The sequence below is a fragment of the Rugamonas sp. DEMB1 genome, from assembly GCF_029834475.1.
In the GTDB taxonomy this organism is placed as follows: domain Bacteria; phylum Pseudomonadota; class Gammaproteobacteria; order Burkholderiales; family Burkholderiaceae_D; genus Rugamonas; species Rugamonas rubra.
In genome coordinates, this window is record NZ_CP122407.1 from 3,845,956 (window position 1) to 3,871,896 (window position 25,941).

Annotated in this window: 15 protein-coding genes and 6 pseudogenes; 13 read left to right on the forward strand and 8 right to left on the reverse strand. The window is 66.6% G+C overall.

Annotation, left to right across the window (positions count from 1 at the left end; translation table 11 throughout):
- Positions 1 to 43: 43 nt before the first annotated feature.
- Positions 44 to 1,363 (forward strand): ISL3 family transposase, encoded by a 1,320-nt coding sequence (locus QC826_RS17450; protein ID WP_279761751.1) that lies wholly within the window; start codon positions 44 to 46, stop codon positions 1,361 to 1,363.
- 477 nt (positions 1,364 to 1,840) lie between these two features.
- Here QC826_RS17450 and QC826_RS17455 read toward each other — a convergent pair.
- Positions 1,841 to 2,056 (reverse strand): annotated as a pseudogene (locus tag QC826_RS17455) (transposase); the annotation flags it as partial.
- 253 nt (positions 2,057 to 2,309) lie between these two features.
- Here QC826_RS17455 and QC826_RS17460 point away from each other — a divergent pair.
- Complete coding sequence (locus QC826_RS17460; RefSeq protein ID WP_409567660.1) at positions 2,310 to 2,612, forward strand: addiction module antidote protein; 303 nt, start codon at positions 2,310 to 2,312, stop codon at positions 2,610 to 2,612.
- A 64-nt stretch (positions 2,613 to 2,676) separates the two neighbouring features.
- Here QC826_RS17460 and QC826_RS17465 read toward each other — a convergent pair.
- Positions 2,677 to 4,154, reverse strand: a pseudogene (locus QC826_RS17465) (AMP nucleosidase).
- A gap of 186 nt (positions 4,155 to 4,340) precedes the next feature.
- Positions 4,341 to 6,150, reverse strand: a pseudogene (locus QC826_RS17470) (PHA/PHB synthase family protein).
- Between the two features lie 225 nt (positions 6,151 to 6,375).
- Here QC826_RS17470 and QC826_RS17475 point away from each other — a divergent pair.
- The 9 genes and pseudogenes from QC826_RS17475 (at position 6,376) to QC826_RS17515 (ending at position 16,733) form a co-directional block, all read left to right on the forward strand.
- Complete coding sequence (locus QC826_RS17475; protein ID WP_279761753.1) at positions 6,376 to 7,605, forward strand: TolC family protein; 1,230 nt, start codon at positions 6,376 to 6,378, stop codon at positions 7,603 to 7,605.
- A gap of 33 nt (positions 7,606 to 7,638) precedes the next feature.
- Positions 7,639 to 7,998, forward strand: a complete 360-nt coding sequence (locus tag QC826_RS17480; RefSeq protein ID WP_279761754.1) for a biotin/lipoyl-binding protein — start codon at positions 7,639 to 7,641, stop codon at positions 7,996 to 7,998.
- Positions 7,989 to 8,750: an HlyD family secretion protein gene (locus tag QC826_RS17485; RefSeq protein WP_279761755.1), complete on the forward strand. Its 762-nt coding sequence runs from the start codon at positions 7,989 to 7,991 to the stop codon at positions 8,748 to 8,750. Before QC826_RS17480 ends, QC826_RS17485 begins: the two co-directional genes overlap by 10 nt.
- Complete coding sequence (locus tag QC826_RS17490) at positions 8,744 to 10,906, forward strand: ATP-binding cassette domain-containing protein (RefSeq protein WP_279761756.1); 2,163 nt, start codon at positions 8,744 to 8,746, stop codon at positions 10,904 to 10,906. Before QC826_RS17485 ends, QC826_RS17490 begins: the two co-directional genes overlap by 7 nt.
- Entirely contained in the window at positions 10,903 to 12,057 is a 1,155-nt protein-coding gene (locus QC826_RS17495) for an ABC transporter permease (protein ID WP_279761757.1), read from the forward strand. Before QC826_RS17490 ends, QC826_RS17495 begins: the two co-directional genes overlap by 4 nt.
- Positions 12,058 to 12,065: 8 nt before the next feature.
- On the forward strand, positions 12,066 to 13,217 hold the full coding sequence (locus QC826_RS17500; protein WP_093384147.1) for an ABC transporter permease: 1,152 nt from the start codon (positions 12,066 to 12,068) through the stop codon (positions 13,215 to 13,217).
- Between the two features lie 55 nt (positions 13,218 to 13,272).
- Positions 13,273 to 14,050, forward strand: a pseudogene (fabI, locus tag QC826_RS17505) (enoyl-ACP reductase FabI).
- Between the two features lie 38 nt (positions 14,051 to 14,088).
- Positions 14,089 to 15,507 carry a bifunctional enoyl-CoA hydratase/phosphate acetyltransferase gene (locus QC826_RS17510; protein WP_279761758.1) on the forward strand — a complete coding sequence of 473 codons (1,419 nt, stop codon included), beginning with the start codon at positions 14,089 to 14,091 and terminating at the stop codon, positions 15,505 to 15,507.
- Positions 15,504 to 16,733 (forward strand): acetate/propionate family kinase, encoded by a 1,230-nt coding sequence (locus tag QC826_RS17515; protein WP_279761759.1) that lies wholly within the window; start codon positions 15,504 to 15,506, stop codon positions 16,731 to 16,733. The genes QC826_RS17510 and QC826_RS17515 overlap by 4 nt, the downstream gene beginning before the upstream one ends.
- 101 nt (positions 16,734 to 16,834) lie before the next feature.
- On the opposite strand, the pseudogene QC826_RS17520 reads toward QC826_RS17515, so the two are convergent.
- The 5 genes and pseudogenes from QC826_RS17520 to QC826_RS17540 all read right to left on the reverse strand — a co-directional run.
- Positions 16,835 to 17,581 (reverse strand): annotated as a pseudogene (locus QC826_RS17520) (IS630 family transposase); the annotation flags it as partial.
- Positions 17,582 to 17,587: 6 nt separating this feature from the next.
- Entirely contained in the window at positions 17,588 to 18,544 is a 957-nt protein-coding gene (locus QC826_RS17525; protein ID WP_279766524.1) for an IS1595 family transposase, read from the reverse strand.
- A gap of 85 nt (positions 18,545 to 18,629) precedes the next feature.
- A pseudogene (locus tag QC826_RS17530) lies at positions 18,630 to 18,920 on the reverse strand (helix-turn-helix domain-containing protein); the annotation flags it as partial.
- A gap of 862 nt (positions 18,921 to 19,782) precedes the next feature.
- Positions 19,783 to 20,133, reverse strand: coding sequence for a hypothetical protein (locus QC826_RS17535; protein WP_279761760.1), 351 nt, complete (start codon positions 20,131 to 20,133; stop codon positions 19,783 to 19,785).
- A 711-nt stretch (positions 20,134 to 20,844) separates the two neighbouring features.
- Positions 20,845 to 20,967, reverse strand: coding sequence for a hypothetical protein (locus QC826_RS17540; protein ID WP_279761761.1), 123 nt, complete (start codon positions 20,965 to 20,967; stop codon positions 20,845 to 20,847).
- A gap of 137 nt (positions 20,968 to 21,104) precedes the next feature.
- Between QC826_RS17540 and QC826_RS17545 the strand changes: the two genes are divergently transcribed.
- Complete coding sequence (locus tag QC826_RS17545) at positions 21,105 to 21,920, forward strand: alpha/beta fold hydrolase (RefSeq protein WP_279761762.1); 816 nt, start codon at positions 21,105 to 21,107, stop codon at positions 21,918 to 21,920.
- 279 nt (positions 21,921 to 22,199) lie between these two features.
- A complete protein-coding gene (locus tag QC826_RS17550; protein WP_409567661.1) occupies positions 22,200 to 25,931 on the forward strand; it encodes an Ig-like domain-containing protein in 3,732 nt (1,243 codons plus the stop codon).
- Positions 25,932 to 25,941 lie beyond the last annotated feature (10 nt).

The window sequence follows — 25,941 nt, forward strand, 5'->3', positions numbered from 1 at the left end:
GGTATCATGCCGGGCAACGCCATTTTGTGAGTGCAAGTTCCTGATGAGTATCGCCGTCGAAGCCCTGTTCACCACCGCGCTGGGTCTGCAAGCGCCGTGGGTTGTTGCCAAAGTTGACCTGGATACGGCCAAGCGCCGGATCGATTTCGAGGTGTCGTGCGAGGCGGGGAAGCTGCCGTGTCCGGCCTGCGGCGTGAGCGGGCAAGGCATCCACGACCGGGTCAAACGCAGCTGGCGGCATCTGGATTTCTTCCAATTCGAAGCCTGGCTGCACGCCGAGGTGCCGCGCGTCGATTGCAGCGCCTGCGGCAAGACGACGCAGGCCGAGGTGCCGTGGGCGCGGCCGGGCAGTGGCTTCACCCTGCTGTTCGAGGCTCTGGCCCTGTCGCTGTGCCAGACTCTGCCGGTGGCCCAGGCCGCGGCCCAGTTGCGGGTGCGCTCGAAACGGCTGTGGCGGCGCATCGCGCACTACGTGGGCATCGCGCGGCGCCGCGACGAGATGACGGGAGTGCGCGTTGTCGGCATCGACGAGACCAGCCTCAAGAAGGGGCACAACTACGTCACCGTGGTGCACGACCTCGAGGCCCGACGGCTGCTGTTCATGACGCCGGGCCGGGACCACGAAACGGTGGCCGCCTTCAAGCGGGAGTTGGTGGCGCACGGCGGCGCAGCCGACGAGATCAAGCATGTCTGCATGGACATGAGCGCGGCCTATGCCAAGGGCGTGGCCGCCAGCCTGCCGAACGCCCAGATCAGCTACGACCGCTTCCACGTGATCGCCCTGGCCAACAACGCCATGGACGAGGTGCGGCGCGAAGAAATGCGCACCCAGCCCAAGGCCGTGCGCGCCGCGCTGGGCGAAGACCGCAAGGCGGTCAAGGCAATGCTGTGGGGCATGCGCAAAAATCCCGTCGGCTGGACCTACCAGCAGATCAATTCGATGCATTGGCTACAACGCTCCAATTTGAAAAGCGCTCGCGCCTGGCGCTTGAAGCAGGCCCTGCGCGAGGTCTATCGCGGCGCCGTGGCCGCCAACTGCGCCGCCAAGGCGGAGCAGGACTTGTTGGGCTGGATCTCCTGGGCGCGCCGCTGCCGCCTGGAACCGTTCAAACGTCTGGCCAACACCCTCAAGGAGCGCCTGCCCGGCGTGGTGCGCGGCATGCTCGACGGCCGCAGCAACGCCTATGTCGAGGCGATGAACGGCTTGCTCCAGCAGACCAAGCGGGCCGCGCGCGGCTTCCGCACCGTCACCAACTTCATCGCCATTGCCTATTTACGCATGGCCAAACTCAAACACCTGCCGGCCAATCCGCTGCGCGCTGCCGTACCGCGCGAGTTTGGCGTTACGCGGCATGCCGCCTGAAGTCAATTTCCACTGGAAACGGCATAGAGCCTAAAATTATCGCGGTAGAACCGCACTCTGCCAAACAGGATGAGATTACGACGGTCATAAATAAACGAAAATCTGCAAAAGAACAACTAAAAAATCATCTGCGCGATGGGAAAATAATCGCTAAATGGCTATGGGTTGCCTCTGGAAAAGTTCATTTTGCAAATACAGAGAAGGCGAATTTGCGGTTGGCAGAAAATGGAATTACATTCGTCGGAACACAAGTCAAAGCGAAACACTTACGCTAATTTTAGAATTTAACCATATACCGCTCGTCGAGTATATTCTGCCCAATAGAAGCGCCGGGCAATTTAGCCACATCTGCTTATAAACAACTCCGGAAAAATGAAAATGACACCATAAGATCCTTTTGCACTATATGCGTTGCAGCTGCTCATGTGAGTTTTGTTCAATTTTGCGTTTACTTTCACTTAGCTGAGTTGCGTTCGGTTTGGCCATGTGTAAATGGGCGATTGCGATAAAGTTGGAGACGGTGCGGAAGCCGCGCGCGGCACGTTTGGTCTGCTAGAGCAAACCATTCAAGGCCTCGCCATTGGCGTTGCTACGGCTGTCGAGCATATCGCGCACTACGCCAGGTAAGCGCTCCGGGAGGGAGTTTATCAAGAGTTAGAACGGTTCTAGACGGCAGCGACGCGCCCAAGATATTCAACCCAACAAGTCCTGCTCCGCCTTGGTCGCGCAGTTGACGGTCAAAGTGCTTCGCGCAAGGCCTGCTCCAAGCGCCAAGCCCGGTCAATTTTCACCGGAAAAACGCATAGAACCTCAACAAACAGCCCCCCTCTCAGAGTCGACCGCTCAGCATCGTTTACCGATTAAGCTCCTAGCGTCCGAGTACCCCGTTGGATACAATGAAAATCAGCAAGCGCTCAACGATAGAAACAAGATGTTGGAGCTCATCATGGCACTGAAAACGAGCAAATGGGATAGCGCCGAACACCTTCAGACCAAGGAGGACATCGCCCTTTATCTTGAGGCCTGCCTTGAGGAGGCCGGCGACGACGCGGATTTCATTACAAAGGCACTCGGCAATGTGGCGCGCGCCCAGGGGATGGGGCAACTGGCAACGGATACCGGACTGGGCAGGGAAAGCCTCTACAAGTCGCTGTCCGGCGACGGCAATCCCAGCTTTGCGACGATCGTGAAGGTCTTGCACGCGCTTGGCATGCGGCTTCACATCGAAGCGATCCCCGAGGTGGCATAAGAAAAATCGCCCGCGCGAGGCGGGCGACTGACGGGCATAGGCGTACAACAGCGAGTAGCGCGGCCTACTGGAAGGCCACCTCGGTGAAGCTGCGCAGTTTGCGGCTGTGCAGCTTGTCGACGCCCAGCGCGCGCAGCATCTCCACGGCGCGGACGCCGATGCGCAGGTGCTGGTCGACCCGGTCGCGGTAGAACTGGTTGGCCATGCCGGGCAGCTTGATCTCGCCGTGCATCGGCTTGTCGCTGACGCACAGCAGCGTGCCGTACGGGACGCGGAAGCGGAAGCCGTTGGCGGCGATGGTGGCGCTCTCCATGTCGAGCGCGATGGCGCGGCTCTGGCTGAAGCGGCGCTCCGGCGTGCGCTGCGGCAGCAGCTCCCAGTTGCGGTTGTCGGTGCTGGCCACGGTGCCGGTGCGCATCACGCGCTTGAGCTCGTGGCCGGTCAGCTGGGTCACCTCGGCGACGGCCGCCTCGATCGCCACCTGCACCTCGGCCAGCGGCGGGATCGGCACCCACAGCGGCAGGTCCGTCCGTCGAGCACGTGGTCCTCGCGCACGTAGCCGTGCGCCAGCACGTAGTCGCCCAGCTGCTGGGTGTTGCGCAGGCCGGCGCAGTGGCCCAGCATCAGCCAGGCGTGCGGCCGCAGCACGGCGATGTGGTCGGTGATGGTCTTGGCGTTGGCCGGGCCGACGCCGATGTTGACCATGGTGATGCCGCTGCCGTCGGCGCGCACCAGGTGGTAGCCGGGCATCTGCGGCAGGCGCGGCAAGGCGGCGCCGTGCGCGTCGCCCGGCTCGACGGCCTGGCCGACGCGGCGCGTGACCAGGTTGCCCGGCTCGATGAAGGCGACGTATTTGTCGTCGTCCGAGGCGGACGGCGAGGCCATGATCTCGTGGCCGAGGCGGACGAACTCGTCGATGTAGAACTGGTAGTTGGTGAACAGCACGAACTTCTGGAAGTGCGCCGGCGCCGTGCCGGTGTAGTGGCGCAGCCGCTGCAGTGAGTAGTCGACGCGCGGCGCGGTGAACAGCGACAGCGGATGCGCCTCGCCCGGCCCCGGCTCGTGGGTGCCGTTGGCGATGCCGTCGTCCATCGTCGCCAGGTTGGGCAGGTCGAACACGTCGCGCATCAGCACGCGGCGTTCGGCGCTCATATTGCCCTCGATGTGGTCGTGCTCGGCGAAGGAGAAGTGGATCGGGATCGGCTGCGCGCTGGTGCCCACCTCCAGCTGCACCTGCTGCCTGCCGCCGTGGTTCTTCAACAGCAGGCGGAACTGCTGCTCGTAGTAGCCGGCGAACAGCTCGGGGCGGGTCAGCGTGGTCTCGTAGGTGCCGGGGCCGGCGACGAAGCCGAAGGCCAGCCGCGAGTCGGCGCGCACCACGGTGTCGGTGTGGACGCGGACGAAGGGGTAGCAGGCGCGCACGTGCTCGGTGAACTCCTCGCCGGCGATGAAGCGGCGCATGCACTCGCGCAGATAGGCGATGTTGCTGTCGTAAATAGTGCGCACCTGTTCGAACGCGGCGGCAGGATCGTCAAACAGCATGGGGGCGATGAACGGACGGGTCTGCAAGGTGCAACTCCTTCAAGGTGAGAGCGAAACGGATGCTTGAGCCTATTGTAAGGGCTGGCGGCGGAGTTTGCTTGTCACCTTAAAGTCGGTCGGTAGAGCTTGTAGAGCGTCGGCCGCGTACACTTAGGGTCAGACCCTAGGGTCTGACCCTGGCGGCCACTACGCCTCGCGCACGTTGCGGCCGGGCGCCTCGTCGAGCACCTTGCCGGCGCCCATGGGCGGCGGCGCGATCAGCTCGGCCTGCGAGCGCTCGGCCAGCCACTGGTGCCAGTGCGGCCACCACGAGCCGGGCTGCTCGGTCGCCCCCTGGATCCACTCGTCGGCGCCGATGAAGGCGGCGCCCAGCGGCCGGTGCGGCTGCACCTTGTAGCTGCGCCGGGCGTGGCCCGGCTCGGAGACGATGCCGGCGTTGTGGCCGCCCGAGGCCAGCACGAAGTCGATCTCGGTGTCGGCCAGCAGGTGGATCTTGTACACCGAGTGCCACGGCGAGACGTGGTCGCGCTCGGTGCCGACGACGAACATCGGCGCCTTGATGTCGGTCACGGCGACCGCCTTGCCGTCGACGCAGTAGCGGCCCTCGGCCAGGTCGTTGTGCAGGAACAGGTGCTTCAGGTACTCGCTGTGCATGCGGTAGGGCATGCGCGTGGTGTCGGCGTTCCAGGCCATCAGGTCGTTCGGCACGTTGCGCTGGCCGAGCAGGTATTCGCGCATGATGCGCGACCACACCAGGTCGCGCGAGTTGAGCAGCTGGAAGGAGCCGGCCATCTGCGTGCCGTCCAGGTAGCCGTTCTTCCACATCACGGCGTCGAGGAAGGCCAGCTCGCTGTCGTCGATGAACAGGCCCAGCTCGCCGGGGTCGGTGAAGTCGGTCTGCGCCGCCAGCAGCGTGACCGAGGCCAGCTTGGCCGGCTCGCCGTGGCGGCCCGAGCCGATCGCCGCAGCGCCGATGGCCAGCAGGGTGCCGCCCAGGCAGTAGCCGGCGGCGTGCACCGGCACGCCGCCACAGATGCGGTCGACCTCCTGCAGCGGATACATGACGCCGCAGCGCAGGTAGTCGTCCATGCCCAGGTCGCGGTCGGCGCTGCCGGGGTTGCGCCAGGAGACCATGAACACCGTGTGGCCCTGCTCGACCAGGTAGCGCACCAGCGAGTTGTGCGGCGACAGGTCGAGGATGTAGTACTTCATGATCCACGACGGCACGATCAGCACCGGCTCGAGGTAGACGCCCGGCGTCTGCGGCGAATACTGGATCAGCTCGACCAGCTCGTTGCGGTAGACCACCTTGCCGGGCGTGATGGCGACGTCGCGGCCGACCAGGTAGGCCGGGTTGTCGTCCTTCAGCGCCTTTTTGCCGGAGATGTCCTGCATATAGTTGGTCCAGCCGGCCAGCACGCTCTGCCCCTTGCTGGCGATGGCCTTCTGCAGCACCTCGGGATTGGTCCAGAAGTAGTTGGACGGCGAGTAGATGTCGAGCAGCTGGCGCGCGGTGAAGTTGACCACGTCGCTGTGGTGCGGCTCGACGCCGCGCACGCCGCTGGTGGCATGCTGCCAGAACTGCTGGGCGTTGACGAAGGAGCGCGACATGGCGCTGAACGGCCAGTTGCTCCAGTCTTGTCCCTTTGAAGCGGGTGTCGGCGTGGGCCTCGGCCTCGGCCTTGGCGTCGCCGTTGGGCACCCAGTTGAGCGCCTGGCGCTTGGCCAGCTCGACCAGTTCGAGCTGCTTGCCGGGCGAGACGGCCAGGTGCATCAACCAGTCCTGGAAGGCCAGCGACATGGCGATCGGCGAGACGCCGCCGGTCATCTTGGCGATCGCGCTCTGCAACATCAAGTCGAGCTGGTTGGCAGGCCCGACCTCGTCGGCCAGGTAGCACAGGGGTTTGGCGAGCGGCGCCAGCGCGACGGCGGCGACGACGCTCTCGGCGCCGGGGTTGGTAGTGGTGGTGGCGGAAGGTGCGCGCAACGGACTCATATCGTTCATTTTCGGCTTCACTCCAGTGGATTTGATTTTCATTATGACAATTGGCGAACCCGGCTGTATTTGATCTAGATCAAATACACTCCGATGACCCCTCCTTTACACTGCGCTGCATCAATACCCACCAATACGGTATCCATGAAAAACAAGAATATACAGCCTCGCAAGGGCTGCCAGGTCGGTTTGGCCTGCTTAATACTCGCATTGTGCGGCCGCAGCATGGCGGCCGAAACGATGGAGCAGGCCTGGGCCAACGCGCTGCAGGTCGACCACGGCCTGGCCGCCGCCGGCCAGCGCGAGGAGGCGGCCCGCCACGGCCTGGCCGCCGCCGAGGCGCGCCGCCTGCCGACGGTCAACCTGAACGCCGGCTACACCCGCCTGCAGTCGGAGCCGGCCGCCGCCATCAACATCCCGGCGCTGCACCTGAACGGCCTACCCTTCGCCCAAGACGAATCCTACTCGGCCGGCGTAAGTTTCAGCGCACCGTTGTTTACCGCCGGACGCATCGGCAACGGCATCGCCGCCGCCGGCGCGATGACCGACGCCGCCCGCGCCGCCAGCCAGATGGGCCGCAACGAACTCAAGCTGGCCGTCGCCGAGGCCTACGTCGGCGTGCTGCGCGCCCAGCGCCTGAACGCCGTGGCCGTCAGCCACGTCAAGTCGATCGAGCGCCACGCCGACGACGTCGGCCAGCTGTTCAAGCAGGGCTACGCCGCCCGCCACGACCTGCTGGCCGCCCAGGTGGCGCTGGCCGACGCGCGCCAACAGGCGCTGCAGGGCGCCAACGGCGTGGCGCTGGCCGGCGCCGCCTACAACCGCCTGCTCGGCCGCGCCCAGGACCAGAGCGTGGACTTGGCCGAGCTGAACGACGCCAACCCCGGCGGCCCCGACCTGGCCGCCCTGATCGCCGCCGGCCGCGGCCAGCGCAGCGAGCTGGGCCAGTTGAACGCGCAGGAAACCGCGCTGCGCCGCCAGTCGGCCAGCGTGGCCGCGCAGCGCGCGCCGCAGGTGGGCGTGTCCGGCGGCTGGGGCAAGCTGCAGAACCGCTATCTGGTCGAGGACAAGGGCTGGTGGATAGGCGTGGCGCTGAAGTGGGAGCTGTTCGACGGCGGCCTGGTCAAGCGCGAGGCGGCCCAGCTGGGCGCCAACGCCCAGGCCGTGGCCGAGCTGCGCGCCGAGGCCGCCGACAAGATCGAGCTGCAGGTGCGCCAGTCCTGGCTGCGCCTGCAGGAGGCCGCCGCCCGCATCGAGGTGGCGCGCGCCGCGCTGGCCCAGGCCGACGAAACGCTGGACCTGTCGCGCGAGCGCTACCGCGCCGGCCTGGCGCCCAACAGCGAGGTGCTCGACGCCGAAACGCGCCGCATGGGCGCCTACGCCAACCGCGACAACGCCTTCTACGACCGCGCCCTGGCCCAGCTGCGCCTGCAGTACGCCAGCGGCCGCCTGTAATCCATCCCCCCTATTCCCTTCGAAAGCTGATCCATGTCCGATAAGCGCAAATACCTTGGCCCGGCCGTCATCGCCGTGGTGCTGCTGGCCATCGCCGGCGGCGTCGTCTACTACATGGCGCACGCGCGCCGCCTGCCCGACGGCCTGATCGCCGCCACCGGCCGCATCGAGGCCGACCGCATCGTCGCCGCCAGCAAATTTCCCGGCAAGATCGCCGCCATCATGGTGCGCGAGGGCGACAACGTGGCCGCCGGCGCCAGCATCGCCCAGCTCGACGACGCGCAGATCGCCAGCCGCCTGGAGCAGGCGCGCCAGACCCTCCAACGCGCTCGACGCGCAGCTCAAGGCCGGCGAGAGCGGCCTGGGCCATCGCGCGGCGCGAGGTGCCGCTGAACCAGAACTCGGCCGACGCCGGCGTCAGCCAGGCGCAGGCGGTGCTGAGCAAGGCCAGCTCCGTCGAGGCGCAGGCCGCGCTGGACGCGCGCCGCCACCGCGAGCTGTTCGAACACGGCAGCATCGAGAAGCACCGCGCCGAACAGGCCGAACTGGCCTGGCACGTGGCGCAGAACGACGTTGCCGCCGCGCGCGAGACGCTGGTGCGGGCGCGCCAGGGCAGCAGCGGCGCCGCCCTCGGCGGCGACAAGATCGTCGCCAAGGAGCAGGAGCTGGCCGCCCTGCGCGCCCAGCGCGAGCGCGCCGCCGCCGCCGTCGCCGAGGCGGCCTCGGTCAGCGCCGACCAGTTGATCAAGGCGCCGGCCGCCGGCGTGGTGGTGTCGCGCCTGCGCGAGCCGGGCGAGGTGATCCAGGCCGGCAGCGCCGTGGCCGAACTGGCCAACCTGGACGCGCTGCACCTGAAGGTCTACGTGCCGGAGGCGCTGATCGGCAAGGTCAAGCTGGGCCTGCCGGTGCGCCTGTACATCGACTCGCAGCCCGACCAGGCCTACGACGCCAAGGTCAGCTACATCGCCTCGCGCGCCGAGTTCACGCCGAAGGAGGTGCAGACCGCCGACGAGCGCGTCAAGCTGGTCTACGCCGTCAAGCTGGCGATCCAGGCCAATCCGCAGCACCGCCTGACCCCGGGCCTGCCGGCCGACGCGGTGATCCGCTGGGATCAAAACGTCGCCTGGCAGAAGCCGACGTGGTAAGCGGCGCCGCCACGAGCGGCCTGCTGGTGCGGGCGCGCGGCCTGGGCAAGCGCTACGGCGCCGTCACGGCCGTCGACGCGGTCGACCTGGAGGTGCGCGCCGGCGAGATCTACGGCCTGATCGGCCCGGACGGCGCCGGCAAGAGCAGCCTGCTCAAGTCGGTGGCCGGCATCCTCAGCTTCGACAGCGGCACGCTCGACGTGTTCGGCGTGCGGCTCGACTCCGAGCGCGCCTGCGAACGCATCAAGGACCGCATCGGCCTGATGCCGCAGGGCCTGGGACAGAACCTGTACGGCGACTTGTCGGTCGAGGAGAACATCGACTACTTCGGCGGCCTGCGCCTGCTCGGCGCCGACGAACTCAGTCAGCGCAAGGAGTCGCTGCTGCGCAGCACCCGGCTGGAGGCCTTCCGCGACCGGCCGATGAAGAACCTGTCGGGCGGCATGAAGCAGAAGCTGGGCCTGGTCTGCACCCTGATCCACCAGCCCAAGCTGGTCATCCTCGACGAACCGACCACCGGCGTCGACCCGGTCTCGCGGCGCGAGTTCTGGGCCATCCTCGACCGCCTGCTGGCCGAGAACGGCACCACCGCGCTGGTCTCCACCGCCTACATGGACGAGGCCAGCCGCTTCCACCGCGTCTCCATGATGCACGAGGGCCGCGTGCTGGCCAGCGGCACGCCCGACCAGATGCGCGCGCTCAGCGCCGGCTGCATCGTGCGCAGCGCCGTCGACCAGCAGCAGGCCATGGCGCTGGAGCGCCTGCAGCGCGAGTTCCCGCAGACCGAGGCGCTGGGCCGCGAGCTGCGCGTCTTCGTCGACGGCGAGGACGCCGGCGAGGCCGTGGCCCGCGTCGACCAGACGCTGGGCGACCTGCCGCACGAGGCCTGCGAAATGCTCGAGCCGGAGTTGGAGGACGTGTTCATCGCCCTGCTGCGCCAACAGCGGGCCAAGGACGGCCAAGACAAGGGCGCCAGCGGCGCGGCCGGCGGAGCCAAGCCGGCGGCCGCAGGCCTTGCCACCACACCGCCCGCGCAGGCCGCGTCGGCTGCGGCGGCTGTGCCGACCGCTGCGGCGGCATCGACCACAGCAGCGACAGCGGCAGCGGCAGCGGCATCATCCGCCGCGCCAGCCGGCGCCGGCGCCGACGGCACCGCCACGCTGGCCATCGAGGCCGAATCGCTGACCCGCACCTTCGGCGCCTTCAAGGCGGCCGACGCGGTCAGCTTCCGCGTGCCGCAGGGCGAAATCTTCGGCCTGCTCGGCGCCAACGGCGCCGGCAAGAGCACCGTCATCAAAATGTTGACCGGCATCCTGCGCCCCAGCGACGGGCGCGGCCGCGTCGCCGGCGCCGACATGAGCAGCGCCGGCCGGCAGATCCGCGAACGCATCGGCTACATGTCGCAGGCCTTCTCGCTCTACCTCGACCTGACGGTGATGGAGAACATCCGCCTGTACGCCGGCATCTACGCCGTGCCCTACGCGAAAATGGCCGAGCGCATCGAGTGGGTGCTGCAAATGGCCAGCCTGCACCCCTTCGCCAACGCGCTGGCGGCCAGCCTGCCGATGGGCCTGCGCCAGCGCCTGGCGCTCGGCTGCGCCCTGCTGCACCGGCCGCAGGTGCTGTTCCTCGACGAGCCCACCTCCGGCGTCGACCCGGTCGGCCGCCGCGCCTTCTGGGACATCCTGTACCGCCTGTCGCGCGAGGACAAGGTGACCATCCTGGTGACCACCCACTACATGTCCGAGGCCGAGCACTGCGACCACATCGCCCTGATGTACGCCGGCCGCGTGGTGGCCGACGCCTCGCCGGAACAACTCAAGGCCGACGTCGAGAAGGACGGCGGCAAGCTGTACGAGCTGGCCACCGCCACGCCGCAGCCGGTGATCGACATGCTGCGCCAGGAGCGGCTGGGCCAGGCCGCGCTGTTCGGCGCCCGCGTCCACCTGCTGTTGCCCGATCCGCAGAACGAGCTGCCGCGCCTGCAAACGCTGCTGGCCGCCCACGGCCTGCGGGTCGACGCCGTCACGCCGCGCCGCCTGTCGATGGAGGACGTGTTCGTCCACCTGGTCACCAAGCTCGAAGAGCAGGACCACAACAACAAGGCCAAGGCGGCACCGGCGCCGGCCGTGGCCAAACAGGGAGCACCGGCATGAACCTGCGCCGCATCACCGTAGTCGCCTACAAGGAATGGCGCGAGATCGTGCGCGACCGGCTGTTCTTCGCCCTCGCCTTCGTCGTCCCCTCGCTGTTGATGCTGTTGTTCGGCTACGGCCTGTCGCTCGACGTCGAGCACATCCCGCTGGCCATCATCGACCACGACCAGAGCGCCCAGTCGCGCGAATACGCCCACCGTTTCACCGACTCGCGCTACTTCCAGTTCTACGGCTACGCCACGCAGGAGGAGCCGCTGCGCAAACTGGTGGTCAACAACACCCTGCGCGCGGTGGTCATCATTCCGCCGCAGTTCGGCCAGCGCCTGGCCAGCGGCCACCCGGCCGAGGTGCAGACCTGGATCGACGGCACCTTCCCCTTCCGCGCCCTGACCACCAAGGGCTACGTCACCGCCATCAACGCCGCCATGACGCTGGACCAGCTGTCCAACTGGCTGGGTGCCGCGCGCGGCGTGCCGCCGGCCGAGGTGCGCAACATGCTGCAACCGGTGCGGCTGGAGACGCGCTACCTGTACAACCAGGAGGTCAAGAGCATCTGGTCGATCGCGCCGAAACTGATCATGGTGATCCTGATGCTGTCGCCGCCCTTCCTCACCGCCCTCGGCGTGGTGCGCGAAAAGGAGTCCGGCGCCATCTACAACGTCTACGCCTCCACGCTGTCGCGCGGCGAGTACCTGGTCGGCAAGCTGACGCCCTACGTCGGCATCTCCATCATCAACGGCGTGCTGCTGACCTTGATGGCGCTGTTCCTGTTCGACGCGCCGTTCAAGGGCGACCCGCTGCTGTTCGCCGTCTCCACCGTGCTGTACGTGGTCTGCACCACCGGCATCGGGCTGCTGGTGTCGGTGCTGGTCAACACCCAGGTGGCGGCGATGGTCGGCACCGCCATCGTCACCGTGGTGCCGGCGGTGCTCTACTCCGGCATGATCATCCCGATCCCGTCGCTGTCGGCCATCGCCGCCGTGATCGCCCATCTGCTGCCCGGCATGTACTACGCCGAGATCGCCATGGGCTGCTTCCTCAAGGGCGCCGGCTTCGCCGCGCTGTGGCCGAACCTGCTGATCCTGGCGCTGTACGCCGCCGGCCTGTTCACCGCCGGCTTCCTCGGCTTCCACAAGCGCCCCGCCAACTGAAAGACACTATGCAACTCTGGCCCGATACAACCTGGTGGCGCCGCCTGCGCGTGATGACGTGGAAGGAGCTGGTGCAGCTGATGCGCGACCCGCTGCTGCTGCTGTTCGTCGTCTACGCCTTCTCGGCCGACATCTACAACGCCGCCTCCGGCGTCACCCTTCAGCTCAACAACGCCGCCCTGGCCCTGCTCGACATGGACCACAGCCGCGCCTCGCGCGAGCTGGCCGGCCGCTTCCTGCCGCCCGAGTTCCGCCAGATCGGCGGCGCCGGCCACGCCAGCACCGGCATGGCCCTGCTCGACGAGGGCAAGGCCATGGCCGTGCTCGACGTGCCGCCCGGCTTCGGCGACGCCCTCGAACGCGGCGAGCAGGCCTCGGTGCAGCTGCAAATCGACGCCTCCAACTCGGTGCAGGGCTTCCTCACCTCGGTCGACGCGACCCAGATCGTCGCCCGCTTCGGCCTGGAGACGGCCAGCGCCCGCCTCGGCCTGGGCGGCGGCGCCATCGACGGCCCGATCATCGACAACCGCACCCGCGTCTGGTTCAACCCCAACCAGAACGACGCCTGGTTCATGGGCATTTCCGAGCTGCTCAACGTGGTCACGCTGTTCTCCATGCTGCTGCCGGCCGCCGCCATGGTGCGCGAGAAGGAGCGCGGCACCATCGAGCAGCTGCTGGTGTCGCCGCTCGGCCCCTTGCAGATCATGCTGCCGAAGATACTGGCGATGGTCGCGGTGATCCTGTGCGGCACCGCGCTCGGCCTGTTCGGCCTGTTGATCCCGGTCTTCGGCGTGCCGGTGCAGGGCAGCCTGTTGTTGTTCTTCGTCGTCACCACCGGCTACATCTGCACCCTGGCCGGCATCGGCATCCTGATCGCCACGGTGACGCGCAACATGGCGCAGGCCGGCATGATGGTGATCCTGATCCTGGCGCCGATGATGTTCCTGTCCGGCGCCTGGACGCCGCCCGAGGCCATGCCGACGGTGATGCGCGCGCTGATGTATATCTCGCCGTTGTACTATTTTATCAACGCCAGCTATGGCATCCTGCTCAAGGGCGCCGGCGTGGCGGCCCTGTGGCCGATGATGGCCGGCATACTGGCATTGGGACTGGCGGTCGGCACCGCCTGCACCCTGCGCTTCACCAAGCAGTTTGGCTGATTTTGGCTGAGTTTGTCTGACCCATCCCTTACGCACACAACCTGAGGACGACACCATGACCATCTCCTTCCCCTTCTCGCTGGCCGGCAAGCGCGGCCTGATCCTTGGCGTGGCCAATGAACACAGCATCGCCGCCGGCTGCGCCCGCGCCGCCCACGGCCTCGGCGCGCAGCTGGTGCTGTCCTGCGTCAGCGACAAGGCGATGCAGTACGCCGCGCCGGTGGCGCTGGCCCTGCAGGCGCCGCTGCTGCCCTGCGACGTCGAGCAGGAGTTCGAGCTCGAACAACTGGTGCGCGAGGCGGCGGCCCAGCTGGGCGGCCTCGACTTCGTGGTCCACTCGATCGCCTGGGCGCCGGCCGAGTGACCTGCACGGCCGCGTCACCGACAGCTCCAGCTCCGGCTTCCTGCGCGCCATGAACGTCTCCTGCCACTCCTTCGCCCGCCTGGCGCGGCTGTGCGAGCCGCACATGGCCGACGGCGGCAGCCTGATCACCATGAGCTACCTGGGCGCCGCCGAGGCGGTGGCGAACTACGGCGTGATGGGGCCGGTCAAGTCGGCGCTCGAATCGCTGGTGCGCTACATGGCCGTCGAGCTGGGGCCGAAGGGCATCCGCGTGCACGCCATGTCGCCCGGCCCGATCCCCACCCGGGCCGCCTCCGGCCTGGCCGAATTCGACAGCCTGATGCGCCGCGCCGAGGAGAAGGCGCCGCTGCGCCGCCTGGTCACGCTCGACGAAATCGGCAACCTGGCGGCCTTCCTGGCCGGCGACGGCGCCGCCGGCATGACCGGCCAGACCATCTACATCGACGCCGGCTACCACATCGTTAATTAACCCAAACCAGCACCGCGAACGCAAGGAACGGACACTTCATGAACGACCACACCGACGACGACCTGCCCGAGATCATCGAGAACATCACCTTCGATGAGCTGCAGGTAGGCCAAAGCGCGCGCCAAACGCGCACGCTGACCGAGGACGACATTTCCGCCTTCGCCGCCCTGTCGGGCGACGTCAACCCGGCCCACCTGGACGCCGACTACGCCGACAAGACCCTGTTCCACGGCGTGATCGCGCACGGCATGTGGGGCGCCGGCCTGATCTCCAAGGTGCTCGGCACCACCCTGCCCGGCCCCGGCACCATCTACCTGGAGCAGACGCTGCGCTTTCTCAAGCCGGTGCGCATCGGCGACACGCTGCGCGTCACCGCCACCGTGTTGAGCAAGGAGGAGGTCAAGAAGCACGTCACCCTGGAATGCGAGATCAAGAACCAGAACGGCGCCCTGGTGCTGGCCGGCGTGGCCACGGTGATCGCGCCGACCGAGAAGGTGCGCCGGCCGCGCACCCAGCTGCCGCTGCTGCGCCTGGTCGACCCCAAGGCCCGCTTCGCCGTGCTGCTGGCCTCGGTCGCCGCGCTCGAGCCGGTGCGCTGCGCCGTGATCCACCCCTGCGACACCGAGTCGCTCAAGGGCGCGTTGGAGGCCGGCCGCCACAACATGATCGTGCCGGTGCTGATCGCGCCGCTGGCCAAGCTGCAGTCCACCGCCGCCGAGGCCGGGCTGTCGCTGGAGGGCATTGAGATCATCGACGTGGCGCACAGCCACGCCGCCGCCGCCCGGGGCGCCGCCATGGCCGCCGCCGGCGAGGTGGAGATCCTGATGAAGGGCAGCCTGCACACCGACGAGATGATGACCGCCGTGATCTCCCAGCCGCAGCTGCGCACCAAGCGCCGCCTGTCGCACGTGTTCCGCCTCGAGGTGCCGATGTACGACAAGGTGCTGCTGATCTCCGACGCCGCGCTCAACATCCAGCCGACGTTGCTGGAAAAGGCCGACATCGTGCAGAACGCCATCGACCTGGCGCACGCGCTGGGCAACCCGCTGCCGAAGGTGGCCATCCTCTCGGCGGTGGAGACGGTGACGCCGAAGATCGCCTCGACCATCGACGCCGCCGCCCTGTGCAAGATGGCCGAGCGCGGCCAGATCCGTGGCGGCCTGCTGGACGGCCCGCTGGCCTTCGACAACGCCATTTCGCCGGCCGCCGCGCGCATCAAGGGCATCGTCTCGCCGGTCGCCGGCCACGCCGAGATCCTCATCGTGCCCGACCTCGAGGCCGGCAACATGCTGGCCAAGCAGCTCGAATACCTGGCCGGCGCCGCCACCTGCGGCGTGGTGCTGGGCGCCACCGTGCCGATCGCCCTGACCAGCCGCGCCGACGACGCCGACGCCCGCGTCGCCTCGGCCGCGCTGGCGCTGCTGCTGGCGCACCGCTACCGCAAGGAGCGCCCGTGAGCGCGGGAGCGCCCATGGGCGCGCGCCAACAGGCCATCATCGCCGTCAACGCCGGCTCCTCCTCGCTGAAGTTCGCGCTCTACCCCTACCTGGCCGACGGCTCGACCGGCGCCGCCACGCTGAGCGGCGGCATCGACGGCCTGGAGCCGGACGGCCAGCCGGCGCTGGCGCTGCGCACCGCCAGCGCCAGCATCAAACAGGCGCTGCCGACCACGCCGGGCGACAGTTTTGAACAGGCGCTGACGGCGCTGCGCGGCATCCTGCGCCAGCACGCCGGCGACGTCGAGGTGCTCGCCATCGCCCACCGCATCGTCCACGGCGGCGAACGTTTCGCCCAGTCCGTGCTGCTCGACGCCGCCACCCTGGCCGAGCTGCGCGCGCTGGCGCCGCTGGCGCCGCTGCACCAGCCGCACAACCTGGACGGCGTCGAAGCCTTCCAGCGCGCCTATCCCGGCCTGCCGCAGGTGGGCTGCTTCGACACCTCCTTCCACGCCAGCATGGGGCCGCTGGAGCAGAACTTCGCCCTGCCGCAGGCGCTGCGCCGCGAGGGCATCCGCCGCTACGGCTTCCACGGCCTGTCCTACCGCTACGTGGCGGCGCGCCTGGCCGAGCACAGCGCACGGGCCAAGGACCGCGTGCTGATGGCCCACCTGGGCAACGGCGCCAGCGTCTGCGCCATGCGCGCCGGCGCCAGCAGCGCCACCAGCATGGGCTTTTCCGCCCTCGACGGCCTGATGATGGGCACCCGCAGCGGCGCGCTCGATCCCGGCGTGCTGCTGCACCTGCTGCGCCAGGGCTGGGACTGCGCCCGCATCGAGGCCATGCTGTACAAGCAGTCCGGCCTGCTCGGCGTGTCCGGCGTCTCGGCCGACATGCGCACGCTGCGCGCCAGCGAGCAGCCCGAGGCCGCCTTCGCCATCGAGCTGTTCGTCCACCGCCTGGTGCGCGAATGCGGCGCGCTGACCGCCACCTTGGGCGGCGTCGACCTACTGGCCTTCACCGGCGGCATCGGCGAACACGACGCCGCGCTGCGCCAGGCCGCCTGCGAGCAGCTGGCCTTCCTCGGCCTGCGCGTCGACCCGGCGCGCAACCGCGAGGCCGACGGCAACAGCATCATGGCCATCCACGCCGCCTCCAGCAGCGTCGAGATCTGGGTGGTGCCGACCGACGAGGGCCGCGTCGCCGCCGGCGACGCGGCGGCCCTGCTGGGCACAATGACGCGCTAGTGTCCGGAGGCTAGAGCTCCGCAGCCAGCGCCCAAGTGATAGTCTCGCAGGACAGGTTTTCCCCGTGCGCGCCAAGCCTAAGCAGGAATGGCGCGAGATGCTCAGGCGGCGTAGCGGCATTCCTGCTGTTGAAAGAACGATTTGACCATCGCCGGCAAGTTCTGAATACGGCGCAAGGCACCGAGGGCGAGTTTTTTCATCCCGCCTTTGTCTTGCACGAATTGCTTGCTGACCTAGCGCTTCACGTGTGCCCATGCCTGCTCGTCGGGACTGAGATGCGGCGAGTATGGCGGCAGGTAGAACAATTTGAGTGCGCCGTCGAGGCTGTCGACGTATTGCCTCACGAGCTTGGCCTTGTGAATGGAGTGGCCGTCCACGACGACGAACACGGGCTTGCTTGCTCCGACCATCAGGCGTTTGAGAAACTCCTTGAACACGGCCGCGTCCACGGTGCCCTCATGAATCATGAAACGAAAGTCGCCGCGCCGGCTCACCGCCGAAATCATGTTGAAGGAGAAGCGGCGCCCGGTCACCTCGACGACCGGCGTTTCGCCAACCGGAGCCCAGGTGGTGCCAGTATGGTAGTCGGAACGGATGCCGGCCTCGTCGGCGAAGTAGATGTTGGCGCCGGCGGCCTTCGCTTCGGCCTTGATGGCCGGATAGGTCTCGGCCTCCCACTTCTAGACCAGCAGCGGATCCTGCTGCCAGGCCTGATACAGCGGCTTCTGCACGGAAAAACCCAGCAGCTTCATGACGCGCCGGACCGACTCCAACGACAAGGACTTGCCGAACTGGCGGTTGATCAATTCGCGCATCAGCGACAGCGTCAACAGGCCAAACTCGAACTTGCCTGATTATGTTCTTACATCAGCCTTTCCCAGCACCAACCGTTTCGGGCACGGCCTCGTCTGTGCCAGCGCGACCGCCAATCGCGGCACCATGGCGGCCATGTCGGCGCGGCGGTTGAAGCGATACTGGACCTCGGCGAGGTATCGCCGGGCATACTTCGCGAATTTAAACGCGTGGTGCGTCCCGGACAGGGCCGTTTTCAGGTTCCCCAACAAGACGTTGAGCCATTTGAACGGCTCGATCTCCGTGCCCGCCTTACCGCGCGGCGCCAGCACCACCTTATGCGTATAGCCCAGCTTTTCGAGCACTTCGAAACCCAGCAGCCCGTCGGACAAGACGCAGCTTCCCGGCGCCACAGCCAAGCGCGCCCAGGGCGTCAGTGCCTTGAACGAGAACCCGGCCACCGGATCGAAGCGCACGCGCTGCGGCCTCCCTTCGCACATCTCAACGGCGGCGACAAAGGCCACCTTGTTCGACGAGCCGCGTCCTGGGCCGCCACCGGTACGCTCGCCGCCCAGATACGCGTCATCGACCCGGACATCGCCCCGCAGCGGCCGATCGGCCTCGCGCTGGGCCATCACCTCCATCAGCTTGTGCTTGAGCAGCCAGGCGGCCTTCCAGGAGATGCCCAGCTGCCGCATCATGGCCAGCGCGGCGATGTTCGTCTTCGACTGCGTCACCAGGTAGATCGCCAAGTACCACTTCGTCAACGGCAGGCGGCCATGTTCCATCACCGTTCCGGCACGCAGGCTGGTTTGATGCCGACAGGCACCGCACTGCCAGTAGCGCAGTTCCCGCCGCTTGAATTCGTAAGCGGCGCCATGGCCGCAGCAAGGGCAAATGAATCCCTGTGGCCACCGCGCCTTGATGAACGCCGCCTCGCATTGCTCCTCGGTGCCGTAGTCGCGCAAGAACGCAGGCAGCGACAGCCCCTTCTGAAACTGAATCCCGTTGATCGTCATCATCGTCCCCCTCAGTGGCTCTGCCATCCTGATAGGTTTGACTCAACAGGAGTGGAAAAGTTCTGACGAACGAACATAATCAGGCGAACTTGAACTGTTGCGGCGTGTTGTTCTTCACGGCCTGCGCAATCCACCGCATTTCCTCGGCACTGATCTTCGGCGGTCGGCCCGGGATGGGCTTGGCGAGCAAGGCGTTCTGGCCGCCTTCGGCAAACTTGGCCAGCCACCGGAAAATAGTGGTGACACTCAAACCGTTGGCGGCGGCCACGCTCGCCGCCGTCTGGCCTTCGCGCACCGCTTTGATCGCTTGTTGGCGCATGACCTGGAGCGCGTGGTGGTCCAGTTTGCGGCCGTCAGAAGTCCGTTTGCATTTCATACCGCTATTGTATTACGGACTTACTTTACCTTCTAGAAGGTTGGCGCTGGGTTCGCGCCGACAATTGCAGGGCCCGCGTTGATGATCAGCTGCGAATGCGGGTCTAAAAAAGATCCGAGATGTACAAAATGGTCTAATTCGGTAAGACTGAAAGTCTAATTCGCACCCAAGATTTCTTCGGGAAGGCGAATTCAGTCTATAAAACTTCGCGCCTCGGCCATTCTCGACTCTATTAGACCGAAGTCGAGTGGTTTCAACCGAATTAGACTGATTGCGCGGAAAGAAGCCCCCCGCCCCAGACATTGGGCGTATTTCCGCCAATCCATACGTTCCGCCATTTGACGCACACCGAATGGCAGCTTCCGGCCGAGTTCAGACATGATTCATAATCGATATGTTAATAATATTTTTACAGCCCAATCCCAAAATATTACTTCCAGCCAGCATGCGAAGCCGGGCGCCGTCAAGCCTAGCGAGAGCGCCTTAGTTTCATCCGCACTTACTGGGTATGCAAGCGTGGCTGACAAAGCCAGCGGCATCCAACCGATTGAGGCTGCAGCCAATGCCGCATATTTCTGAAACAATCAAAAAATTGGGAATGCTGGTGCCGAAAAAAGAAGAAGCAACGTGACAATGCCACCAAAGCGCTTGGCCTCGGGGTTAATTCCTGCACCTCCGTAGAACTCGTGCGGCAAGAAGCTATGGCAATAGACCAAAAGGATCGTGGCTGAATTCCGGTTAGGAAGAGCAGACAAAATTTCCCTACTTCAATTGCAATCCGCACTCCCCCTCCAAATAATCATTCCCGCGCGACACGGTTTTCTCTTGTTCGCGCCCGATATCGAGCAGCAGATGGAAAATTTTAACCCCAGTTGGGCTTTCTAGTGTTGTGGCAAAATGCCTTGGCCTCGACGTTGTTTTCCGGTTCTATATTGGATTCGAGTTCATCCAGCCTATTCATAATAACCTTGTTGAATTGATATTTCATCTTAAGGCCAGCAAGCTTCGCGTCGCTACCTGGACATGACTGGCAGATCGACCAGTCAATATCAGCCTGACGTTCCTCGTCATACCCAAGCTCACTACGCCAATGGTCGCACGATTCGCGTTCATCAAGAAAAGCTAAGACATCAATTGGAAATTCCTCCGCCGCTGCCAGCGCGTCCAATCCTACTAAACCGATAAATATCGCTACCGGAATATTTTTCAACATGGATGGAATGCAGATATTTGGAATCCAAGATCGTCGGCAAAAGATCCGGAATCGAATATTCGATAAGCATCGAGGCAGCAGCATCGTCGACATTGAGAACTCTCCTATTGAAATGACGTCCGAATTTTGTCAATAGTCAAAACAATTTCCTCCGTGACCGATTCGCTCCGCCGAGTCATTCCAATCAATATCCCATCCTGCCCCGCACACACCAATTTCGGCCCTTCCGGCTCATACTGGCAGCGAATGCTTACTCCAATATCTTTTAGTCCTCGCTGATCCTTGGGCAACAGTGTGCGAACCGACAAGGTGTTTCCGTCCAAAGTGGCCCGGACTGGAAATCCAATGATCGCGCGTGGACCAGGCTTCCCATCATTTATACCATCTACACGTCGGCCTGCTGGGGTAGATCCCGCCAACACTCCAAATCCGTCCGCCAGAAGATATATTTCAGACTGTTTATTCACACCGTCGTACAACGAGGAAGCTGTACCCCATGTGCCGGTCACGTAATCTGGCAAAACATCAGCGGCACTGGCTGTTAGTGGCGCCGAACAACTTAACAATAATAAACATAACCATGTGAAACGCATTGAATCCCCTATTAATCAATCGCATTTGCGGCTTCCCACTGCGATTACTATCTTGACACGGCGGGAGCCGGAGTGCGCCTGCGCACCAGTATATTAGGACAATTTTGATTATTTAGCATCAACTAAGCGCCGGCAGGCGCGGCTCGACGAAGGGCCGGCCGCACGCCTCGACCTTGTTCGGCGCGGCCTTCGATAGTAAGATCGCCGCAGGCTCGATCACGGCGCTGCCGAGCGCCGTCAAGCGCCCGATCGCGCGGCGCGCGGCCGACGCCACCGCACCAACGCCACATCAACACCGCACCGGCCAGCCGTCGCCAAGCCGCACATCAACAGGCGCCCCAACAAGGGCGCCATTTCACCGTCCCCACACCCAACGTCATGAACAATTTCGCTCGCTCGGCCGTCGCCGCCGCCACCTTCCTGCTGGCCCACGCCAACACCCACGCGGCAGCGCCGATCGGCCAGAACGCCCTGGCCGGCCCCCAGGTCAAGGTCGATGTCGGCGGCCGCAAACTCAATCTGTATTGCAGCGGCAAGGGTAGCCCCACGGTGCTGTTCGAAGCCGACGGCGGCCGCGCCGGTTGGGACTGGTCGGCGGTGCTGCCGGAAGTGGCCAAGCGCACGCGCGCCTGCGTCTACGACCGCGCCGGCCTGGGTTCCAGCGATCCGATCACGCGGGCGTCGACGGTCGCCAACGCCAGCAAGGACTTGCATTTCCTGCTCAAGAACGCGCGCATGGAGGCGCCCTTCGTGCTGGTGGGCGCCGGCTACGGCGCCATGGTGGCGCAGCACTTCGCGCTGCGCCCGCGCGGCGCCGTCACCGGCCTGGTGCTGGTCGAGCCCATGCATGAGGACGCGCTGCCGGCCGACCGCGCCGCCCAGCTCGATGCTGCGCTGGCCTGCCTGGCGGCGGCGGAACAGGGCAACAGCGACGCCGCCTGCGCCTACCCCGCCACCGCCATCAACGGCGACGTCGGCGCCGCGCTGGCGGCGGCGCAGGCGGCGCAAGCGGCCGCGCCGTCCTATTGGCGCGCCCGCGCCTCGGAGCTGGACAAGCTAGAGACCAGCGCAAGCCAGCTGCGCAGCGCGCGCAAGCCTTTCGGCGACATGCCGCTGGCCGAAGTGCGGCACGGCGCGCCGGCGGCGATTGTCGCCGCGGTGATGCAAGTGCTGGATCGACAAGCTGGCAAATAGCTTCGGCACGCCGGCCCCTTCCCGACGGGAGGATCGCGATTTGCAAACCGTTCCCACCAACGGGCCCAGTCCCAGCACGCAGCTACAACCGTCCACGACTAGCGACATGCACCTTGTTGCATTCCATCAACACCGCAGAACTTTGCATGATATTTCGCAAGGCATTGCCATATACTCGCCCTATCGGAATCCAATATCCATCCAACGGTTCGGGAGCGACAGATGTCACAGCCTACCTATGCAAGCGCAGTCGGCTATATCAGCGAGCAGTTCTTCACGATGTCTTTCGATGTGGCGCTCGACGCCGGCAATCCCCCGCCGACCAACGCCTTCGACATGCAGATCAACGGCACCGGCACCTCCGTCACCAGCGTGGTGGTGGACAGCGTCGCCAAGACCGTCACCCTGTCCTTTAGCGCCAGCGCCCTCACCGCCGGCGACATCATCGAGTTCTCCTACTCGGACCCGACCGGCGGCAACGACGTCAACGCCATCCAGGGCACGGACGGCGTCGACTCGGCCACCTTCAGCTCCAGCACCATCGTCTTCGGCGGGCGGCCCGGCCCGTCCGCGCCGCCCACCCCGGCCGTCGACAGCGGCAGCGACAGCGGCACCCTGGGCGACGGCATCACCAACGACACCACGCCGACGCTGACCGGCACGGCCGACGCCGGCAACACCGTCAAACTGTACGACACCGACGGCACCACGCTGCTCGGCACCACCACCGCCGACGGCGCCGGCAACTGGAGCATCACCAGCGCCGCGTTGACCTCGGGCAGCCACACGCTGAAGGTGACCCAAACCGACGGCGGCGCCATCACCTCGGCGCTGAGCGGCGGACTGGCCGTGACCATCGACACCTCGGCCGCCGCGCCCACCGCGCTGGCCCTGGCCGCCGGCAGCGACAGCGGCGCGCTGGGCGACGGCATCACCAACGACGGCACGCCGACCGTGACCGGCCAAGCCGAGGCCAACGCCGCCGTGCGCCTGTACGACACCGACGGCACCACGCTGTTGGGCAGCTCCACCGCCGACGGCTCGGGCAACTGGAGCATTACCAGCTCGTCGCTCAACGGCGGCGCGCACACGCTGACGGCCACGCAGACCGACCCGGCCGGCAACGTCTCGAGCGCCTCCGCCGGCTTCGCCTACACGCTCGACACCATCGGGCCGGTCGGCATGGCGCTGAGCACCAGCTCGGTGCCGATGTCGGCCGCCACCAACGGCGCCACCGTGGCCACGCTGTCGTCCACCGACATCACCGCCGTGCAATACGGCTTCGCCGTCGGCAACGGCACCATCGACGCCGACAACGCCAAGTTCACCGTCGACGGCAACTCCCTGGTGGCGGCGCAGACCCTCGCCGCCGGCACCTACCACATCTACATGCGGGCCACCGACGCGGCCGGCAACGACGCCTTCCAGATCTTCACCGTCACCGTGGTCGACGCGCCCGGTGTCGACAGCATCGTGCGCGCCGCCGCCGCCTCGGCCAGCGTGCCCACCGCCGCCACCGCGGTCGTCTACACGGTCACCTTCAGCCAGACGGTGACCGGCGTCGACAGCGCCGACTTCACGCTCACCGCCAGCGGCAGCGCGGCCGGCACCATCGCCTCGGTCGTCGCCGTCAGCGGCACCACCTACACAGTCACCGTCAACGCCATCAGCGGCGACGGCACCTTGCGGCTGGACCTGAACGGCAGCGCCACCGGCATCCAGAACGGCTCGTCGGTCGACATCATCGGCGGCTACGCCGCGGGCCAGACCTTCACGCTGGACCACACGGCGGCCGCCGCGCCGTCCACCCCGGCGATGACCGCCGGCACCGACAGCGGCGGCTCCAGCAGCGACGCCATCACCAGCAACACCACACCGGAGTTCACCGGCAGCGCCGAGGCCAATGCCACCGTCAAGCTGTACGACACCGACGGCACCACGCTGCTGGGCACCACCACCGCCGACGGTTCCGGCAACTGGAGCATCACCAGCAGCACGCTGTCGACCGGCAGCCACACGCTGACCGCCAAGCAGACCGACGCCGCCGGCAACGTCTCGGTAGCCAGCGGCGCGCTGGCGGTCAGCATCGACACCGGCGCCGCCGCCCCCGCCGCGCCGACCTTGGCCAGCGCCAGCGACAGCGGCGCGCTGGGCGACGGCGCCACCAACCACGCCACGCCGACCATCACCGGCACGGCCGAGGCCAACGCCACCGTCACGCTGTACGACAGCGACGGCACCACCGTGCTGGGCACGGCCACGGCCAACGGCGCCGGCGTCTGGAGCATCGTCTCGAGCACGCTTTCCGACGGCGGCCACACGCTGACCGTCAAGCAGAGCGACCCGGCCGGCAACGTCTCGGCCGCCAGCGCCGCGCTGGCGCTGTCCATCGACACCGAGGCACCGGAGGCGCCGGGCGCGCCGCTGCTGGCCAGCGCCAGCGACAGCGGCACCCTGGGCGACAACGTCACCAACGTCGCCGCGCCGACCGTCACCGGGACGGCCGCCGCCAACGCCAGCGTCATGCTGTACGACACCGACGGCACCACGCTGCTGGGCAGCGCCACCGCCGACGGCGCCGGCAACTGGAGCATCACCAGCAGCGCGCTGTCGCTCGGCGCGCACACGCTGACGGCCAAGCAGACCGACCTGGCCGGCAACAGCTCGCCGGCCGGCGCGTCGCTGGCCCTGACGATCGTGTCGCCGCCGCCCGCCACGCCGCCGACCACCACGGTCGACGGCGTGGCCGTCACGCAGCAGCCGGTCGCCCTGCCGGGCGGCGGCAGCGGCACGCAGACCACGATACCCATCGTCACGGACACGCGCAGCGACTCCAGCGGCGGCGCCGGCGTCGCCGATATTCCGCTGGTCACCTCCGGCGCCAACAACCTGCTGCTGGCGCAGGTCGCGCCGGGCTTCGGCCTGAGTGCCAGCGGCGGCGCCAGCCAACCGGCCGGCAGCTCGGTCGACCAGCTGATCCAATCCATCCTGGCGGCCACGCCGGACCACCCGAGCAGCGACCAGGGCCACCTGACCGGCAACGGCGTGGGCTTCCTCAACCAACTGGCCGCCAGCGTACCGCTGCTGGTCCAGACCATCGTGCCGAGCAGCGGCGCGAGCGCGCCCAGCGGCGCGCTGACGCTGACCGGCACCAGCAACGCCGGCCAGCACACCGCGCTGGTCATCGACGCCAGCAATCTCCCCGTTGGCAGCCAGTTGGTGCTCCACGCGGTGGACTTCGCCGCCGTCATCGGCGCGGTCAACGTGAGCGGCAATACCAGCGGCCAGATCCTGACCGGCGACAACGCCAAGCAGAACTTCACCGTGTCCTCCGGCGTTGGCGGCGCGGTGTTCTCCGGCGGCGGCGGCGACACGCTGCTGTTCTCCGCCTCGCAAGCCCAGGGTAGCGCCGCGCCGCAGGCCTCGACCGCCGCGGCCCCGCCTGGCACGACCATCCTGCATGGCGGCTTGGACAGCGATATCGTCGCCTTCAACGGCGCCAGCGCCGACTACAACGTCGAAGCCCACGAGGGCTATCTGCTGGTCAGCGCCAAGGCGCAGCCGGCGCAACAGGCGCTGGTGATCAACGCCGAGTATTTGAAGTTCAGCGACGGTGTCACGGCGGTCGCAAACAGCCAGCAACTGTCCTTTATTGCCGGCCTCTACAAGGACGTGCTGGGCCGCCAGGCCGACTATCTGGGCATCGACTCCTGGGGCCGTCTGGCGAACAGCGGTGCCAGCCTGGGCACCATCGCGCTGGGGATCATCAGCTCGGCGGAATCGCAAAGCCGGCATCCGATGCAGTTCAACGGCGACAACGCGCACGACGTCGAACTGCTTTACCAGGGCATCTTCAGCCGCCACAGCGACGCCGGCGGCCTGGCGTTTTGGATCGACAAGATGGCGCAAGGCCTCACGCTGGAGCAGGTCGCCCAGGGTTTCATGACGTCCAATGAAATGGCCATCCACACGATCGGCGCGCAAAACTGGGACTTCCTGGTGCCGACCTAAGGCGCCCGGC